A 16,853-nucleotide genomic window follows, 5' to 3' on the forward strand; every position below is an offset into this window, starting at 1 on the left:
AGGGGGCGGCTTGTGCTGAGCCGGGAACCCGAACCCTCGGCGCAGCCCCGGGCAGGCCCTCGACACCGTGCCGGACCGGCCGCACGGCAATCGACCGCAAGGGGGCCCGGCGGCGCCGGCGGCAAGTCCGGTCGAGGGTCCGGCCCGGTCGAGGGTCCGCTTGTCGGCTGAGCGCGCTCGTGCCGACTCCGCCTCTGGGTCGGGCCGTTAGTCATCGTCCGGCTCGAACCGGGCGAGGGCAGTCCAGTCCAGCGGTCTAACGATCTCGGCCAGCCGGCCGAAGGGGTCCTCACTCGGCTGTTGGAACCACACCACGGACAGCTCGCTGTGGCCGGGATCGGTCACTCCCGCGGGGCGCCAGGACGCGCTCAGCCGGGCATGCACCCTGGCCCGAGGCAGCCAGGTGTCCACCCGCGCGGCCGCATCGGCCCGGATGCCGTCCAGGTCATGGATGTACAGACCGGACCTGGTGGCGAGCTGCTTGTCCAACTGCATGATCCTGAACCGGCGATGCAGGTGGGGCGTCCCCTCGATCATCCCTTCGAGGTCGTCCGACATGCACAGTTCGCGCAGTTCCACGCACATGTCCCGCACCTGAAACGTCCGCAGCTCATGTTCCCCCGTCACAGCGCGCAGCCTAACGGCGGCCGCCGCCGCCGGCGAACGCAATTTTCCGCCTGCCCTTGAACCGGGTCAGGCGGGACGGTGCGTCAGCCGGCGCACACCCGGCGGGCATGCCCGTTCACCACGAAGATCGGATAGTAGACGCGTGCTTGATCACGCCGTCGATGATCAGGGTGACGCTCAATGCAGAGCGTCGATCCGCCCGCTTCAAGGGTGGACAAGCCGAACAACGCGGCGAGCCGGACAGCGGTGTCGGAGAGCGGAACGAAGGGAGGGCCCCGCCCCTGCCGCCACCTGGCTGAGGGACGCATGGACCAGGCCCCCCGGTGAGCACCTCCGCGATGAACTTCCCTCCACCACACGACGGTTCGCACACGGCCACGACACCGCATCACGGGACAAGGCCGTCCACGGCATCTCGGCCGAGATGCCGTGGACGGCTCTCGAGGGCAAGACGCCCGGCCGCCGGGCGCGGGACTTGCGGGACTTGCGGGCCGGCGTCGAGGGCGGTCCGCTGACCTGCTAATATTCTTCTCGTCGCGAGGGAGATGATTCCTCGCCAGGCGTCAGCGGTGCTACCAGAGCACGTCCTACTTTCAGTAGGGAGAGTCCGTGCAACCCGGGCCTGGCGCTCCACCGTCGGGCGAGGTCCGGCACCCACCAGGGGTGCCGGGCCTCGCCCGCGTTTGCGGGCCGTTTCGCGGGTCAGAACGGCGGCAGCCCCCGGCGAGCGGCTTCTGGTGCGAGAACGCCCGCGCCTGGACCTGCGTCACGTACGACCGTCTCAGCACCATCCCCACCGAGAAGACCCGCACTGGGCGAGATGTTCGCCTCTGCGCGTAGCCCTACGACCGGCTCGCCTCAGCCGGCCCGCCCGACCGACCGCCCGCCCGCCCGGCCGCCCAGGGACAGGACGTCGGCCCCAAGGGGTGCAGGTCAGCAGGAGGAGTCAGGGGAAAGCGACTCGAGCCAGGACGCGAAGTGCGCGGACACGAACTCGAAGTCCGCGGGATCCAGATCACCCAGATCGGAGGAGAACACGGCGCCGTCCGGATCACCGGCACGCACGAGAAATCCACGGCCACCACTGTCATCGCCGACGAGGACGAAACCCGGCGCACACTGCGCGACCTCATAGGTGGCGTTGCGTTCGCCGATACACCCCGTGGAGTACACCGCGACACCGGACTCGGTGAGCAGGCCGCCCTGCACACCCCACAAGGCCACCAGCGGAGCCGGAAAACCCATCCCGGTCTCGGCCCGCGCCCGCACCACATCAGCCGGCGTCGCCGCCTCCGGTCCCGAAATCGCCCCTGCCACGTCACACCCCTTCCGAACACGCCACGGCCGACCCAACAGGCATCGGAACAGACACTGCTACCGAGGCACGCCCCCAGCAAGCCGCCACCACCGGCGGCGGGTGGCTCCGGCAGGAGCCGGATCCACGGCCGAAACCCCCGGGAACCGTGGCGAATCCGGGGGCGGACCTGACCGGCGACAAGCAAACCCCGCCAGCGACACGGCGCGGTGAACCTCCACCTCCGGCACCGGGCCGTATGTCGAGCCGTATGTCGACGAGCCGTACCACGCCGGATTTTGACGCCGGGCGGACGACGGGCCGAGCCCGACCCGCACACCGCCCCCACCGGCGGCCCCCGGTGACCAAGCGGGCGTCCCGAACGCCGACACGGCTCTGCAACGGGCGTCAACGCCCCGGCATGTCATCCCGGCCTCGTTCGACGGTCAGTCGCCACCACGCCGCGAGCGCCTCCAGCAACGGCTGCAACCCGCCACCACATGAAACGAGCCGGCCGCGAACTCCCCCATGCCGTGCTGGAACACAAGGTCGCGCTTCCCGCCCTGGTACGACGGAGCTGTCTCCCCGTCCGGCTCAGGTCCCAAAACGGTGACGGCCGCCATGCCGGCCTCCCGTCCGAATACCACTACCACCGCCCGGCGTTCACCGTAGCTCAGGTCCCAGCGCGGCTCGCACGCCGGTGAACGTCGCCGGTCGGAGCATCCGCAGCGGGGACCCAATCCGCCTCCCCACGCCGCGCCTGTCAACTCACCCCGACCAGTCACACGATCGACTATGTCCAGTCGTCCGTTCCACCCAGCAGTGCGACAAGGTCCAGCCCGGGATCATCGGCCTCGGCCGACCATCGGTCGTAGGCGGCCTCCCACAGTGGGGCCAACTGGGTCATCCACGGCAGCCGGTAGCGGTGCACGAACGGGCGCCGGCCGGGCCGGCGAACCGTAATGCACCGGCTCAGCAGATCGCTGCGGTGGCGGACCTCGGTCCGGGCGTCCACGACCACGGACCGGTCTGCGATCTGCAGGACCTGTTGACCGTCCACATTTCGTAGCACTGCGGGCAGCCGGCCGAGTTGCCCCGACCAAAGGACCTCAGAGTGCCCCGGACCCACACGCGCCACCTCACCGCTCCTTCCGCAGAGCCGCACGGCTCAACCGACGTGCCACGGCCGTCACCTGCCGGCCCGTCCCGCACTGGAGCACACGATCAATTGCCAGACACGCTCCAGCGTTCGACGTCCTTCGCGACAATCATCCCAGCGGATACCGCGACGGCCGCCCACCCGACGCGATGCCAGGCCGCGCGGCGCCCTGCTGCCCCGCGCGGGCCTGGAACCAGGTGAACCTCCACGCGGCACCGAGCCGCATTGACCGCCTGTCGACGAGCCGTACCACGCCGGGATTCCACGCCGACGGATGACAGGTCAACGCCCGACCCGCACACCGCCGCCCCCACCAGCGCCCTGGTGACCCATCAGGCGTCCCCGGACGCCAGCACGGCCCGGCAGCGGGCGTCAACAACCCGATATGGTCCGGACACGGACTCCGCGAGGCGGTCAACAGGCCGTCACCACCCGTGGTCGGCTCAAGGCCTACTCGGACGACCCAAGAACAGCTCGACCCGGTCGAGCCAGCAAGCGCGCAGCGGGGACCAGCCAACGTGCCACCGCGAGTGCGCGGCGCCCCGCATCACAGGAACGCCCGACGCATCACCCCGGGCGACGATGTCACATCGAGCGCCACCGTTGGCCGGCCCCGGCCCAGTCCCGCAACCCACGCCAGACGCTCACCCCCGAGCAGCCCACCACCTAAACCGGGACCGTCACACCAGACCACTGCCCCGCGCAGCACGCACACAATGCCCGCCAGCGCCACCCAGTCCGCCACCGGCAGCCACCCAGTCCGCCACCGGCAGCCACCCGTCCGGCACCGGCAGCCACCCGGGACGACGACGACCGCGGGACGACCGCTCCGAAAGCAGCCGGGCCATGCGCTCCCAGAAGCCGCCGGGAACACGAACAGCAGACACCCGCCAAAGCGCGAAAACGCAACCGGGCCCGCCCGATCCACGAGAGATCGGACGGGCCCACTACGCCACCGCTGCACCATCCAGACGCCAGGCGCCTCAGGCGAGGTGCCTCAGGTGTTGGTGCCTCAGGTGCGGGCGGCGCTGGCGCGGGTGCGGCGCGAGACCGAGTCGAGGACGACCGCGGCCAGCAGCACAGCGCCGGTGATCATGTACTGGATGGCCTGCGCGGCATGCACCATGTCCAGACCGGTGGTGATCGACTGGATCACCAGAATGCCCAGCAGCGCCGACCACGTCTTGCCGCGCCCACCGAACAGGCTCGTGCCGCCGATCACGGCCGCGGCGATCGCGCTCATCAGCACGTTGCCACCACCCAGCATCTTGTCGGCCGAACCCTGCTGCGAGGCGATGAACAGACCGCCCAGCCCCGCCAGCGCCGCGGAGATCATGTAGACCGAGATCCGCACCCACGCGACGTTGATACCCGCACGACGAGCCGCCTCCACACCACCACCGACCGCGAAAACCTGCCGCCCGTACGCGGTACGCCGCAGCACGAAGTCCGTGAGGACGACGACACCGACCAGAACGACCAGCGGCAGGGGCAGACCGCGGTCCTGGTTCAGCGTGTAGGCCAGCGGCAGCGTCAGCGCCGCCAGCGCCCCCGTCCGCAGCGCGATGTCACCGACCGGGCGGGCGGTGAGACCGGCCGCCGCACGCCGGCGAGCGGTCCGCAGCTGCGCCAGCACGTACAGGGCCGGGGCCAGGACCGCCAACGCCCACGCGTAGGCGACATCACCATCGCCGAGGAACGCGGTGTCGAGGGAAGCGATGAGACCGTCATGACGGTTGTTGATCGTGCCGAGATCCCCGAGAACGTAATCCTGCAGACCACTCCACGCGAGCATGCCGGCAAGCGTGACCACCAGAGCCGGCACACCGACACGAGCGAAGAAGAAACCGTGCAGCGCGCCCATCGCACACACCACAGCCAGGCCCGCGGCAACCGCAAGCCACTCGTTCACACCCTGACGCACCGCAAGCACCGATGAGACCGCCGCACACACACCGGCCAGCGAACCGAGCGACAGATCGATCTCACCCAGCAGAAGAACGAACACCACACCGACCGCGATCAACCCCGGCCCGGCAATGTACTTCGTGATGTTCGTAAGGTTGTCAGCCTGAAGGAAATGCCCGGTGACACTCTGGAAAATGACCGCGATCAGCGCAAGACCGATCACCACCGGCGCAGAACCGAGCTCACCCCCCGACAAACGCCGCCGCAGCTCATCCAGATAACCCTTCAGACCCGCCGAACGCACCAACAAACGCGGATCAGCAGCAGACACCCCAGAACCAGCAACCCCAGCCGAAGCAGCAGCCTCAACAGAGGTAGCAGCCTCAGCGGAGGCGGCAGCGGGCGCCGCGGAGGCGCCGGCCTTCGCCGGGACAGCAGCCTTGACCGAGGCGGTGGCCTCAGCCGACGTACCGGCCTCAACAGAGACGGCAGCCTCAGCCGGAACAGCAACCTCACCAGAGACGGCAGCCTCAGCGGAGGCACCGGCCTCCACCGGGGCGGCGGCCTCGGCAGCAAGCGTCGCGGAGGTGTCCTCGGCGCCAGCAGGCGCCGCGACGCCCGCCTCGGCAGAAGCAGCAGCCTCAGCCGGGGCGGTGGCCCCAGCCGGGGCGGTGGCCCCAGCCGGGGCGGCGGCCTCGGCGGAGGCGGCGGCCTCGGCGGAGGCGGCGGCCTCGGCAGAGGTGGTGGCCTCGGCGGAGGTGGCAGCCTGGACCGGGACGGAGGCCGTGGCCTCAGCCGAAGTGGCGGCCTCGGCCGCCGTGGTGGCTCCAGCGGGAGTGGCGGGAGTGCTCATGCGGCGTCCTCCTCCTCGGTGAGGCGGGCCTGGCGACGGGTGACAGCATTGTCAGTCGCACCGGTGATCGCGGAAATGATCTGTTCCTGAGTGGTGTCGGCAACGGAGAACACACCGTTGTTACGGCCCAGACGCAGCACGGCGACCGTATCGGCCACCGCCCGCACGTCGGCCATGTTGTGACTGATGAGAATGACCCCCAACCCCCGGGCCCGCAGCCGCTCCACGAGATCGAGGACCTGAGCGGTCTGCTCGACACCCAGCGCCGCGGTCGGCTCGTCGAGGATGACGATCGACGGGTCGCCCACCAGCGCCCGCGCGATCGCCACCACCTGACGCTGCCCACCGGACAGCGCCGCCACCGGGATCCTCACACTCGGAATCCGGATCGACAGGGTGTCCAGGAGCTCACGAGCGCGCTGCTCCATCGCCGTCTCGTCCAGCAGACCCCGCGACCGCTTCTCACGGCCGAGGAACAGATTGGCGACCACATCGAGGTTGTCACACAGGGCGAGATCCTGATACACGGTGGCGATACCGAGCGTCTGCGCGTCCTGAGGACGCGTCAGACGCACCGGGTCACCGTGCCAGGTGATGGTGCCCTCGTCGATCGGGTGAACACCCGCGATCGTCTTGACGAGAGTGGACTTCCCGGCACCGTTGTCACCCACCAGGGCAACGACCTCACCCGCGTGGACCGTGAGATCCACATCGGTGAGAGCCTGAACGGCACCGAAGCGCTTGGAGACCGCGCGCAGCTGCAGGACGGGTGCGCCTGTCACATGAACCTTCTTCTCGGGGGAGGGGGACTTCAAGGCCGGACGGCCCTACTTGAGACCCGCACCGGCACACGCGGCCGCGTAGTCGGCCGTGCAGATGTCCGCCGCCTTGTACAGGCCGTCGGCGACGACAGTGTCGTTGATGTTCGCCTTCGTCACGACCTTCGGCTCCAGGAGCTTGGCCGCAATACCCTTGTCGGTGGCACTGTCCACACTCGCCGAGGCGACCGACTTCACGTCCTTGCCCTGCAGCAGATCCACCGCCAGCTCCGCGGCACTGTCCGCCAGCGGCCGGTACGCCTTGTAAATCGTGTACGCCTGGTCACCGTTCACGATCCGCTGGATCGCGTCCAGACCCGCGTCCTGCCCACCGACCGGAACCTTGATCCCCGCGGCCTGCAGCTGCGTGATGATCGCACCCGCCATACCGTCGTTCGCCGAGTACACCGCCTGGAAACCCGTCTTACCGAGCTGGGTGACCGCAGCCCCGATCTTCTGACCCGCGACCGTCGGCTTCCACTCACCCGACTGCTCGTAGACGACCTTCTTCACCTTCGCGTCGAGGACCTTGTGCGCCCCCGCCTTGAACTGCCCCGCGTTCGGGTCCGCCTCATCACCGTTGATCATGACGATGTTCGCGTCCGCGGCCTGCGCGCCCAGCGCGTCCACCAGCGCCTGACCCTGCAGCTCGCCGACCTTCTCGTTGTCGAACGACACGTAGGCCGCGACCGGACCGGTGGCCAGACGGTCATAGGAGACCACCTTCACACCCTTCGCCGCCGCCTCCTGCACCCAGCTCTGCGTCGACTTCGCATCGAAGGCATCCAGCACGATCACCTTCACACCCTGCGCGATCAGAGTGTCGAACTGCTGCTTCTGCTTCGCGGCACTACCCTCCGCGTTGTTGTACAACACGTTGCAGTCCGCACACAGCGCCTTCACCTTCGCCTCGATGAACGGCCGGTCGAACGACTCATACCGCGTCGACGAGGCGTTCTCCGGCAGCAGCAGACCAATCGACTTACTGTCCCCCGAAGCCGCCGCACCCGCCTTGTCACCCCCCGCCTTACCACACGCGGCCATGGACAACGCCAGCGAAACACCCGTAACGGCGATAACAGCACGACGCATCGAAGCGTTCATGAACAGGTCCCTCTCCCAGACATCGCCGCGACACTGCGGCGGAGTGGGGGGAGTTAAACCCGCCCACACCCATGACGTCAACAAGTAAAACCAACCAGCCCCCAATCCACCTCCATTCGTTATCTTCCCGAACGCTCACCCGAAACCCAAACCTGGAGAAACCTCCAAACACCCACCCCCCACCACCCCACCAGCACGACACGACAAGCAGGAAGAAGACAGCAACACCACAGCAACACAGCACCACAGCAACACAGCAAGACGGCAACACAGCAGCACAGCAGGGCAGCAAGACGGCAGGGCAGCGCCAGCGGAAGACAACACGACAACACAAGGACGGCGACGACGACCACCGAAGCACCACGACACGACACCAGCAGAACCGCGACAGCACAACAGAAGAGGGCCAGCGGGAACCGCCGCAAGACACACGACAACCACAACAAGACACAACAAGACACAACAAGACGCAGGAAGACGCAGGAAGACGCAGGAAGACGCAGGAAGACGACCGGGCACCAGGACAACCGGACAACACACGGAGGCGGCGGGACAGAGACCACAGGAAGACACAGAAAGACGACAGGACCACGGAAGGAGGAGGGGCGAAGAGCACAGCGAGACACAAGGAACGCCACAAGACCGTGAAAGACAGACCAAAGGGACGAAAAGACCGACAGGACAGCGCGACGGAAGGCGACCGGACACGAAAGAGGGGGAAGAGAGACGGAGGCGAAAGGGGCGACCGGGAGGCGGAAGGGAGGCTGCAGGAACAGCCCGGGACACCCCTTCACAACCTGACGGAACGTCAGATCACACGACACCACCCGGCCCACACACCCAGACACGCGCCCGAACACACGAAACAAGGGGCGCCCGCCGCTCCCCCCCGAGCGACGGACACCCCTCAACCACAGCCACCAGGCCTCAGTGATGAAACGTCAGAAACCATTCAGCAACACCGAGTTGCCGAATATCAAGGACGATCCAGCGTGATCGAATTGACCGGACCCAGGTCGAACCACACCCCGTTCTGCGCCGCCATGTCATAGACACAGTCGACACCACCCGACCCCCGACACAGCCGCGCATGAGCACCACCCGACTGATTGTTCAGCACCCAGTGACTCCCGAACTGATTACTCAGATTGTGAGCACCGTAGCTCCAGAACACCTCACTCGGACTCACCGCCGGATCCTGACCCTGCGGATAGACACACACCGCACCCCACGGACAACCCGCCCACGAACCACCCACCGCACCCGCACCACCAACCCCGACACCCGCCACCACCCCAACCGCCAAACCCACCACCGCAACAGCACGCACCAACCCACGCATGAATCGTCCTCCCTCACCAAAGCGCTGAACCAACCACCAACACACACCAGCCTAGAAACACACCAACCACACCAGTCCCTGACACCCGACAGGGACCACAGCCACACCGTCGGTGGCTCAGAGTCTGGTCGCGGAGAAGGTGTCGCACTGAGCCATGTCACCGGTCCGGTAGCCAGTGGTGAACCAGGCCTTGCGCTGCTCGGAAGAACCGTGCGTCCACGCCTCGGGGTTGATCTTGCCCGTGGCCTGTTTCTGGATCCGGTCGTCACCCACTGCGGAAGCCGCATCCAGGCCCTGCGCGATGTCCTGATCGGTGATCGAGGCGATCAGCGGCCGCCCGGTGGACGGCTGCGGGGTGGTGGTGGCATGGTGCGCCCACACCCCGGCGTAGCAATCGGCCTGCAACTCCAGACGCACCGACGCGCTCGCAGCACCCTGCCGGTCGCCGCCGACCTTCTGCATCGCGCCGGTCAGAGTCTGCACGTGGTGGCCGAACTCGTGGGCGACGACGTAGGACTCGGCGAACGGGCCGCCCTTGGCGCCGGAGCGGGTCGACAGCTCGTCGAAGAAACCGAGGTCGAAGTAGGCCTTCAGGTCGCCCGAGCAGTAGAACGGGCCCACCGCGGAGGTCGCCAGGCCGCAGGCGGTGTTGACCCGGCCGGTGAACAGCACCGTGTCCGCGGGCTTGTAGGCGATGCTCCGCTTGGGCAGTTCGGCACGCCAGAACTCCTGCAGGCTGTTGGTGACCGCCACGATCCGGCAGTCCTGGCGCTTGTTCGCATCCGCGCCGGTCTTACAGGCCGACTGCACCTCGCCCGCGGTGTGCACGCCGCTGGAGGAGGAACTGGTGCCACCACCGGAGGACAGGCCCAGCAGCTTGGGGTCCACGCCCAGCAGGACGGCGACCAGCACCACGATCAGGCCCACCGCCCCGCCGCCGATGGCGAGATTCCCGCCCGGGATCCCACGCCGGTCCTCCACCTGTGAGGTGTCGAGATCGGCCTGCTCGTCGAACTGCATACCTCTGCCTGCCCGCTTCTGTCTCAAGATTGTCCTGGTGCGCCGGTTGACGGCCCGCACAGCCTACGGGGCCGGCGGTGGCCGGCTCACCAGCGTCTGGCGGTCGTCCACCACGCCGACGTGGCGCAGGCGCTGTGGCGGGCTGTGACGACGGCGGGGATCGAGGGTCGTACCTACAACGTATGCGATGACGCGCCGCTGACGGCCTGGGACCTGCACGTCCTCAACAGGCTCACACACCCCAGGGGTTCGGGGAAGGATGACTTCGACCCGTGGGAGGGTCAGATGTCGACGGCGGCGGCACGGCGGGATCTGGGGTGGCGTCCGCTGTACCCGTCGGCGTGGGCTGCCGCGGAGGCGGGCGCGCTGTGACCCGCAGCGGCGGCGCCTGCCCCTGCCGGGGTTGCCGGGCAGGGGCAGGCGGGTGGGTCACACCATAGGCGCAGGGGCGTAGCCGGCCGGGCGGGTGGTGAACGTGCCGCGGCCCTGGGTACGCGAGCGCAAACGGGTCGCGTAGCCGAACAGCTCGGCCAGCGGCACCAGGGCCGTCACCGTGGCGGCGGCCTGCGCGATGGCGGTGGCCTGGACGCTGCCGCGGCGGGCCGCGAGGTCGCCGAGCACTGTGCCCAGGGCATCCTCGGGCACGCTCACCGTCACCTGCGCAAGCGGCTCCAGGAGCTGGAGCCGGCCTGCGCGCAGCGCTTCACGCAGACCCTGGCGTGCGGCGGTGCGGAAGGCCAGCTCGGAGGAGTCCTTGGAGTGAGTGGCCCCGTCGGTGAGGGTCACGCGCACGCCGGTGACCGGATGGCCGCCGAGCGGGCCCGTGGAAAGAGCCTCGCGGCATCCCTCCTCGACGGCCTGCACGTACTCGCGCGGCACCCGTCCGCCGGTGACGGTGGACGTGAACACGAAATCCTCCTCACAACTGTCTTCGAGGGGCTGGACATCGAGCACCAGGTGCGCGAACTGGCCCGCGCCGCCCTCCTGTTTCACATGCCGGTGGACGAAGCCGGAGACGCCCTCCACCAGGCGCTCGCGGTGGGCGACCTGCGGGCGGCCCACCACCGTGTCGACCCCGTGGTCGCGGCGGATCTTCTCCACCGCGACCTCCAGGTGCAGCTCCCCCAGTCCCGACAGCGTGCGCTGCCCGGTCTCGGGGTCGGTGCGGGGCCTGAGCGAGGGGTCCTCCTCCGCCAGGCGGGCCAGGGCCTGGGCCAGCTTGTCGGTGTCGGCAGCGCGACGGGCCTCGACGGCGACGGTGACGACCGGTTCGGCGCTGACCGGGGCCTCCAGCAGGATGGGGGCGGCGGGTGCGCACAGGGTGGCGCCGGGGCGGGCGGCCTTGGGGCCGATCACGGCGACGATGTCGCCGGCCAGGGCGTGGCGCAACTCGCTGTGCCGGTCGGCCTGTACGCGCAGGATGCGGGCGATGCGCTCGGTGCGGCCGGTGGTGGCATCCAGCACGGTGTCTCCTTTCTCCAGTCGGCCGGCGTAGACGCGCAGGTAGGTGAGGCGTCCGGTGGGGGCGGCGTTCACCTTGAACGCCAGGGCGGTGAAGGGCTGTTCGGGGTCGGCGGCGCGCTGCTGCGGCGTGTCGTCGGCCAGGCTTGCGGCGCCCCGGACCGCCGGAACGTCCAGCGGGGAGGGCAGGTAGGCGATGGCGGCGTCCAGGAGCGGTTCGATGCCGCGGTTGCGGTAGGCGGATCCGCACAGCACCACCACTGCCTCGCCGCTGAGGGTCAGCTCCCGCAGGACGGCGGTGAGGGTGGCGATGCTGAGCGTCCCGTCGGCACAGAACTCCTCAAGCGCGCCGGGGTGCAGCTCGGCGACCGCCTCCTCCAGAACGCGCCGACGCGCCGCGGCCTCAGCGGCCAGGTGCACGGGCACCGGGCCCTCCCGCATGCCCTCCTCGCCGCCGCTCCAGGTGAGGGCGCGCAGGCGCAGCAGGTCGATGACTCCGACGAACTCGCCCTCGGCACCGATCGGCAGCTGCACGGCCAGCGGATGCGGGTGCAGGCGCTCGCGGATGGAGGCGAGCGCCGCATCCAGGTCGGCGCCGGAGCGGTCCAGCTTGTTGACGAACGCGATCCTCGGCACGCCGTGGCGCTCGGCGGCCCGCCACACCGACTCGCTCTGCGGCTCGACGCCGGCGACCGCGTCGAACACCGCGATCGCGCCGTCCAGCACACGCAGCGAGCGCTCGACCTCGTCGGCGAAGTCGACGTGGCCGGGGGTGTCGATGAGATTGACCCGGTGCCCGGCCCAGGCGCAGCTGACGGCAGCGGCGAAGATGGTGATGCCGCGGTCGCGTTCCTGCGGGTCGAAGTCGGTGACGGTGGTGCCGTCGTGGACCTCGCCGCGCTTGTGGATGGCACCGGTGAGGTAGAGGATCCGCTCGGTGACGGTGGTCTTGCCGGCGTCGACGTGGGCGAGGATGCCGAGGTTGCGGACGGCGGCGATGGTGCTGCTGGTGGTGTCGGTGCGCATGGCCCGAGATGCCTTTCGGAGATGATCCGGCGATCGAAAAGGGGCGCGCGATTCACTGACGACACGTCAGAAGTGTGTGCGGGGACACGGCTTGCCCGTGCGCCGCACCGGTGGTCAGGCGGTCGTCGTACTCCAGCGGTGCCGGCCGCGCAGCGGGCACCGCAAGGACGGGGACACCAGGATCACCTCGTACCGGGACGCGGGAGAGACGGGCACGGCGATGCGCTGCACGACCATGGCCTTTGCCCTCCCTCTCCTCTTTCGGCGTCACGGTGCGCGCCCGGGGCCCCCTCTCGGGGCGGCGGCGCGCGTCTGCGGGTGAGTCTAGGCACGACAACGTCCACCCCGCACCGGGATTTTCCTGCGGAAGGGCGGCCGGCCACGGGAATGACAGCGGCCCACTCCGTGACGCGGCCGGTGCTCAAGCAGGCTGGGCAGGAGCCCTGCCTGCCGGCGCCCGGTCGACGACGCGGCGCGGGCCGGGGCCGGCGGTGCGATCAGCGGCAAGCCGACCAGTCCGCCGTTGGAGCGAACAGCTCGAGTGGATACCGCACGCCCGGCGCCCGCTCGCCGATGATGCCCGTATACGCCGCGCCCGCCCGCGCGAGCACGGACCATCCGGCCGCCCGGGGGCGCGCATCCCCACCAGAGGAGAGACCCCCGTGTCCGAACTGGACGACAAGCAGGCCGAGAAGGCGGAGCAGAGCGTCGGCTCGTTCACCCTCGCCGGCCCCCTGGACATCGTCGCCCCCACCCCGCTCCCCTACCCGGTACCCGAGCCCGACGAGCAGTGGCAGCTGCCGAACGGCTTCGCCCACGTCTTCTACGGCGAGCGCAACCAGGGCATCACGCGCCCGGTCATCATGGCCGACGGCTTCAACCTCGGCCGCAGCGACCTGCAGTGGCTGTACGCGGGCCTGGACCGCGACTTCCCGCTGCTGAGCGAGCTGCGCCGGCGCGGCCGCGACGTCATCCTGCTCGGTTTCGAGGAGCGCTCCGCCTCCATCCTCGACAACGCGCAGGCCGCCATCGCCGCCATCCAGCGCACCCTCGCCGAGCAGTTCGGCGACGCCCCGCTGACGGTCGGCGGCTTCAGCATGGGCGGCATGGTCACCCGCTATGCGCTCGCCCGGCTGGAGATGATGCGCATGGACCACCGCACGCGCGTCTACTTCTCCTACGACACCCCGCACCGCGGCGCCGTCGTGCCGATCGGCCTGCAGGCGTTCGCCCACTTCATCCCGCTGCCGAACGACTTCGCCCGGCAGATGAACAGCCCCGCCGCCCGGCAGATGCTCTGGCGCCACTACGACCCGAAGACGGGCCAGATCGGCGTGGCCCCCGAGCGCACCGCGTTCCTGCAGAAGCTGGAGGAGGCCGGCGGCTGGCCGCGCATTCCGCGCCTGATCGGCCTCGCCAACGGCCGCGGCGACGGCACCGGGCTCGGCATCGAGCCCGGCTCCATGACGATGGAGGTGCGCCGCATCTACCCCGGCACCACCTTCTACGTCCAGTCCCAGGGCAACAACGCGGTCGTCGCCGAACTCAAGCGCCGCTTCCCCAAGGCCGAGAAGACGATCACCACCAGCGGCTTCCCGGAGCTGGACGCCGCCCCCGGCGGCATGCTGCGCTCCTACGGCATCCTCGCCGACATGCTGAAGAAGTTCGGCGCCGAGGTCGACCTGCGCCACGAGCACGTCTGCTTCGTGCCCTCCGTCAGCGCGGTCTCCATCCGCGACCTCGACGAGAACAAGGACCTCTACGCGAACATCGACGACCTCGCCCCGGACGAGAGCGACCTCGACGACTTCGTCTGCTCCGGCGCCAACACCGCGCACACCGCCGTCACCGCCGAACTCGGCGAGTGGCTCCTGGACCGCCTCCCCGACTGAACCCTCTGATCCGACTCGCGTGATCCGATTCGCGGCGGCGGGACTTCCCGCCGCCGCGGTGCGGTTGCAGACGGTCCCGGATGATGGATCGTCAAGAAGCGACGCGGAAAGGCCTGCAGCGAGCCGGTAGGCTGCGGCGTTGTGTTCGAATACCACGGATGGATCAGGGCCCTGGAGAGTGCCGCCGACGATGACGACGACATCCACCTCGTGGATGCTCGTCTCCGGCAGATCGCCGAGGGCATCGAGCGGCGGATCCGGGAGGTCGACAGCCCGCATCTCCTCGATCTGCGATGGATGAACGGCGCGGTCTTCATCCACTTCGGGGGTCAGCCGAATCACCCCGATCATCAGATCCTCGACTTCTTCCGGGAGGTCGGCGAGCGGGCCCCGGGGTCGTACGGCCTGCTGCATGTGCGCGACGACGAAGACCCCGCTCACGGGAACGAGGTCCGCGTCGTCAGGATGGTCCGCGGCCGGGTGAGCGAGCACCCGGAGCCGCTGTTGTCGCCCTGCATCCCGGTTCTGGAGGATCCGCTCCCGGAGTAGCTGCCCGTGCCGCCCCACGCGCGCCGCCCCTGGGGCGGCACCAAACGCTCGCGACCCGGTAACGTCGGCCATGGCGCAACCCCGCACAGTCAGGGGACGCGCACCCGGGAGACACCCTCGATGACCAAGAGCGACCAGAACCCCCACACCCCGGCCGGCCGTGCCGCCGAGAAGCTTGCCGCGCAGGGCCCGGTTCCGGCCTCCTGCACCCACCCGAACGGTTTGTAACGTGCCTCGTGTGCCCCTCTCCGACCTCGTCCGGCTCCGCCAGGCCCGTGACACGATGGACCGCGACTACGCGCAGCCACTGGACGTCCCGGCGCTGGCGCGGGTCGCCCTCATGTCGCCGGGCCACTTCTCGCGCAGCTTCCGCGCCGCGTACGGCGAGACGCCGTACAGCTACCTCATGACGCGCCGGATCGAGCGGGCCAAGGCACTGCTGCGGCGTGGCGACCTGACGGTGACGGAGGTGTGCATGGCGGTCGGCTGTACGTCGCTGGGCTCGTTCAGCTCGCGGTTCACGGAGCTGGTCGGTGAGACCCCGAGCGCGTACCGGGCCCGCGACCACGAGAACGGCGCCGCCGTCCCGGCCTGCATCGCCAAGATCCACACCCGGCCGGTCAGGAACGGAGAAGCGAAAGACAGCCCCGAACCGTAGCGTGAGGGGCATGGACATCACGCTTTCACAGTGCTTCATCGCCGTCGACGACCACGACAAGGCGCTCGCCTTCTACCGCGACGTGCTCGGCCTCGAGGTGCGCAACGACGTCGGCTTCGAGGGCATGCGCTGGGTGACCGTCGGCTCGCCGTCGCAGCCCGACGTGGAAATCGTCCTGGAGCCCCCGCTCGCGGACCCGAACGCCTCGGACGCCGACCGGCAGGCGGTCGCCGAACTGCTGGCCAAGGGCATGCTGCGCGGGGTCATCTTCCGGACCGACGACTGCGACGCGACGTTCGAGCGCATCCGCGCCGCGGGCGGTGAGGTCCTGCAGGAGCCGATGGACCAGCCGTACGGCGTACGCGACTGCGCCTTCCGCGACCCGGCCGGGAACATGCTGCGGTTCAACCAGCCGCGCGGCAGGTAGCGGGAGCGTTCTGCGGCAGACCGGGTGCTCCCGCAGCAACGCAACTGGTATGCAAGGGAGTTGTGGAGATTTTCGGACCTGCCGACTGGCAGGTGGGGCAACGGGTAGGCGGCGGTCAGGTACGTCGGCCCGCCCGGGGTCGACGCGTCAGGATCGCAGGAGGGCGATTCGATGCAGATGTCTGCTGTCCGCCCGGTGCCCGTCACGTTCCCCGACAGTGCACTGCCCGATGTCCCGGTCGATGCGGAACTCCGCTTCGACACGAGCCTTCCGTACGCGGCATGCCTCGCGTTTCCGCTGGCCCCGTGCGAGTGCACGGGCCGCGATGCCCAGGTGTGCTGGTACTTCAGCCGCGAACTGCTGCGCGAGGGCCGCTGTGTCCCCACCGGCAGTGGCGACGTGAAAGTCTGCCCGGGGTCCGAGGGCGAGGTCCTCATCACCCTGCGGGGGCCTACCGGCGAGGCCGTGCTCAGCGCCCCGGAGGATGCCGTCACCGCCTTCCTCTCGGACTCCTTCGCGCTGGTACCCGCCGGGTCGGAGTCCGACCACCTCGACGTCGACGCCGCGCTCGACCGGCTTCTCGCCACCGACTGACCGCGCGCACGGGCACACGGGCGAGGACGAGGTGCGGCGCGATTCGACCGGGCTACCCGGCTCGCCGTGCGCTCTTCCGTAGAATCCACGGGCCGATCCCGCCGTGTCCGCCTGTAGGAGG

Annotated in this window: 15 protein-coding genes; 5 read left to right on the forward strand and 10 right to left on the reverse strand. The window is 69.4% G+C overall.

What is annotated here, in order from left to right:
* Positions 1–207 precede the first annotated feature (207 nt).
* The 10 genes from F7Q99_RS32455 to F7Q99_RS42855 form a co-directional block, all read right to left on the reverse strand.
* Positions 208–627, reverse strand: coding sequence for a hypothetical protein (locus tag F7Q99_RS32455; protein WP_153468305.1), 420 nt, complete (start codon positions 625–627; stop codon positions 208–210).
* A 933-nt stretch (positions 628–1,560) separates the two neighbouring features.
* The gene (locus F7Q99_RS32460) at positions 1,561–1,944 is read right to left on the reverse strand and encodes a hypothetical protein (protein ID WP_326847410.1); all 384 of its coding nucleotides are present in this window, start codon (positions 1,942–1,944) and stop codon (positions 1,561–1,563) included.
* A 770-nt stretch (positions 1,945–2,714) separates the two neighbouring features.
* On the reverse strand, positions 2,715–2,981 hold the full coding sequence (locus tag F7Q99_RS32465; protein WP_153468308.1) for a hypothetical protein: 267 nt from the start codon (positions 2,979–2,981) through the stop codon (positions 2,715–2,717).
* A 1,111-nt stretch (positions 2,982–4,092) separates the two neighbouring features.
* Entirely contained in the window at positions 4,093–5,319 is a 1,227-nt protein-coding gene (locus tag F7Q99_RS32470; protein WP_407697906.1) for a sugar ABC transporter permease, read from the reverse strand.
* A gap of 518 nt (positions 5,320–5,837) precedes the next feature.
* A complete protein-coding gene (locus F7Q99_RS32475; RefSeq protein ID WP_326847411.1) occupies positions 5,838–6,623 on the reverse strand; it encodes an ATP-binding cassette domain-containing protein in 786 nt (261 codons plus the stop codon).
* A 45-nt stretch (positions 6,624–6,668) separates the two neighbouring features.
* Positions 6,669–7,763 (reverse strand): sugar ABC transporter substrate-binding protein, encoded by a 1,095-nt coding sequence (locus F7Q99_RS32480; RefSeq protein ID WP_153468314.1) that lies wholly within the window; start codon positions 7,761–7,763, stop codon positions 6,669–6,671.
* Between the two features lie 976 nt (positions 7,764–8,739).
* On the reverse strand, positions 8,740–9,105 hold the full coding sequence (locus F7Q99_RS32485; RefSeq protein ID WP_153468317.1) for a hypothetical protein: 366 nt from the start codon (positions 9,103–9,105) through the stop codon (positions 8,740–8,742).
* Positions 9,106–9,222: 117 nt separating this feature from the next.
* Positions 9,223–10,125: a KPN_02809 family neutral zinc metallopeptidase gene (ypfJ, locus tag F7Q99_RS32490; protein ID WP_153468320.1), complete on the reverse strand. Its 903-nt coding sequence runs from the start codon at positions 10,123–10,125 to the stop codon at positions 9,223–9,225.
* Between the two features lie 429 nt (positions 10,126–10,554).
* Positions 10,555–12,612, reverse strand: coding sequence for an elongation factor G (gene fusA, locus F7Q99_RS32495; RefSeq protein ID WP_153468323.1), 2,058 nt, complete (start codon positions 12,610–12,612; stop codon positions 10,555–10,557).
* 114 nt (positions 12,613–12,726) lie between these two features.
* Entirely contained in the window at positions 12,727–12,849 is a 123-nt protein-coding gene (locus F7Q99_RS42855) for a hypothetical protein (protein WP_268267690.1), read from the reverse strand.
* A 434-nt stretch (positions 12,850–13,283) separates the two neighbouring features.
* Between F7Q99_RS42855 and F7Q99_RS32500 the strand changes: the two genes are divergently transcribed.
* The 5 genes from F7Q99_RS32500 to F7Q99_RS32520 all read left to right on the forward strand — a co-directional run bounded on the left by F7Q99_RS32500 (position 13,284) and on the right by F7Q99_RS32520 (position 16,732).
* A complete protein-coding gene (locus F7Q99_RS32500; RefSeq protein WP_153469443.1) occupies positions 13,284–14,504 on the forward strand; it encodes an esterase/lipase family protein in 1,221 nt (406 codons plus the stop codon).
* 141 nt (positions 14,505–14,645) lie between these two features.
* Entirely contained in the window at positions 14,646–15,053 is a 408-nt protein-coding gene (locus tag F7Q99_RS32505; protein WP_326847412.1) for an Imm7 family immunity protein, read from the forward strand.
* A 238-nt stretch (positions 15,054–15,291) separates the two neighbouring features.
* Positions 15,292–15,711 (forward strand): helix-turn-helix transcriptional regulator, encoded by a 420-nt coding sequence (locus F7Q99_RS32510; RefSeq protein ID WP_326847413.1) that lies wholly within the window; start codon positions 15,292–15,294, stop codon positions 15,709–15,711.
* A gap of 10 nt (positions 15,712–15,721) precedes the next feature.
* Positions 15,722–16,138, forward strand: coding sequence for a VOC family protein (locus F7Q99_RS32515; RefSeq protein WP_153468326.1), 417 nt, complete (start codon positions 15,722–15,724; stop codon positions 16,136–16,138).
* Positions 16,139–16,309: 171 nt separating this feature from the next.
* A complete protein-coding gene (locus F7Q99_RS32520; protein ID WP_153468329.1) occupies positions 16,310–16,732 on the forward strand; it encodes an SsgA family sporulation/cell division regulator in 423 nt (140 codons plus the stop codon).
* Positions 16,733–16,853: the final 121 nt, after the last annotated feature.

The sequence above is a fragment of the Streptomyces kaniharaensis genome, assembly GCF_009569385.1.
In the GTDB taxonomy this organism is placed as follows: Bacteria; Actinomycetota; Actinomycetes; order Streptomycetales; family Streptomycetaceae; genus Kitasatospora; species Kitasatospora kaniharaensis.

Excerpts from the sequence above, each read along its gene's own strand:
- F7Q99_RS32480 (WP_153468314.1), bottom strand. The coding sequence starts at position 7,763 with ATGAACGCTTCGATGCGTCGTGCTGTTATCGCCGTTACGGGTGTTTCG.
- F7Q99_RS32485 (WP_153468317.1), bottom strand. The coding sequence starts at position 9,105 with ATGCGTGGGTTGGTGCGTGCTGTTGCGGTGGTGGGTTTGGCGGTTGGG.
- ypfJ (WP_153468320.1), bottom strand. The coding sequence starts at position 10,125 with ATGCAGTTCGACGAGCAGGCCGATCTCGACACCTCACAGGTGGAGGAC.
- fusA (WP_153468323.1), bottom strand. The coding sequence starts at position 12,612 with ATGCGCACCGACACCACCAGCAGCACCATCGCCGCCGTCCGCAACCTC.
- F7Q99_RS42855 (WP_268267690.1), bottom strand. The coding sequence starts at position 12,849 with ATGGTCGTGCAGCGCATCGCCGTGCCCGTCTCTCCCGCGTCCCGGTAC.
- F7Q99_RS32515 (WP_153468326.1), top strand. The coding sequence starts at position 15,722 with ATGGACATCACGCTTTCACAGTGCTTCATCGCCGTCGACGACCACGAC.
- F7Q99_RS32520 (WP_153468329.1), top strand. The coding sequence starts at position 16,310 with ATGCAGATGTCTGCTGTCCGCCCGGTGCCCGTCACGTTCCCCGACAGT.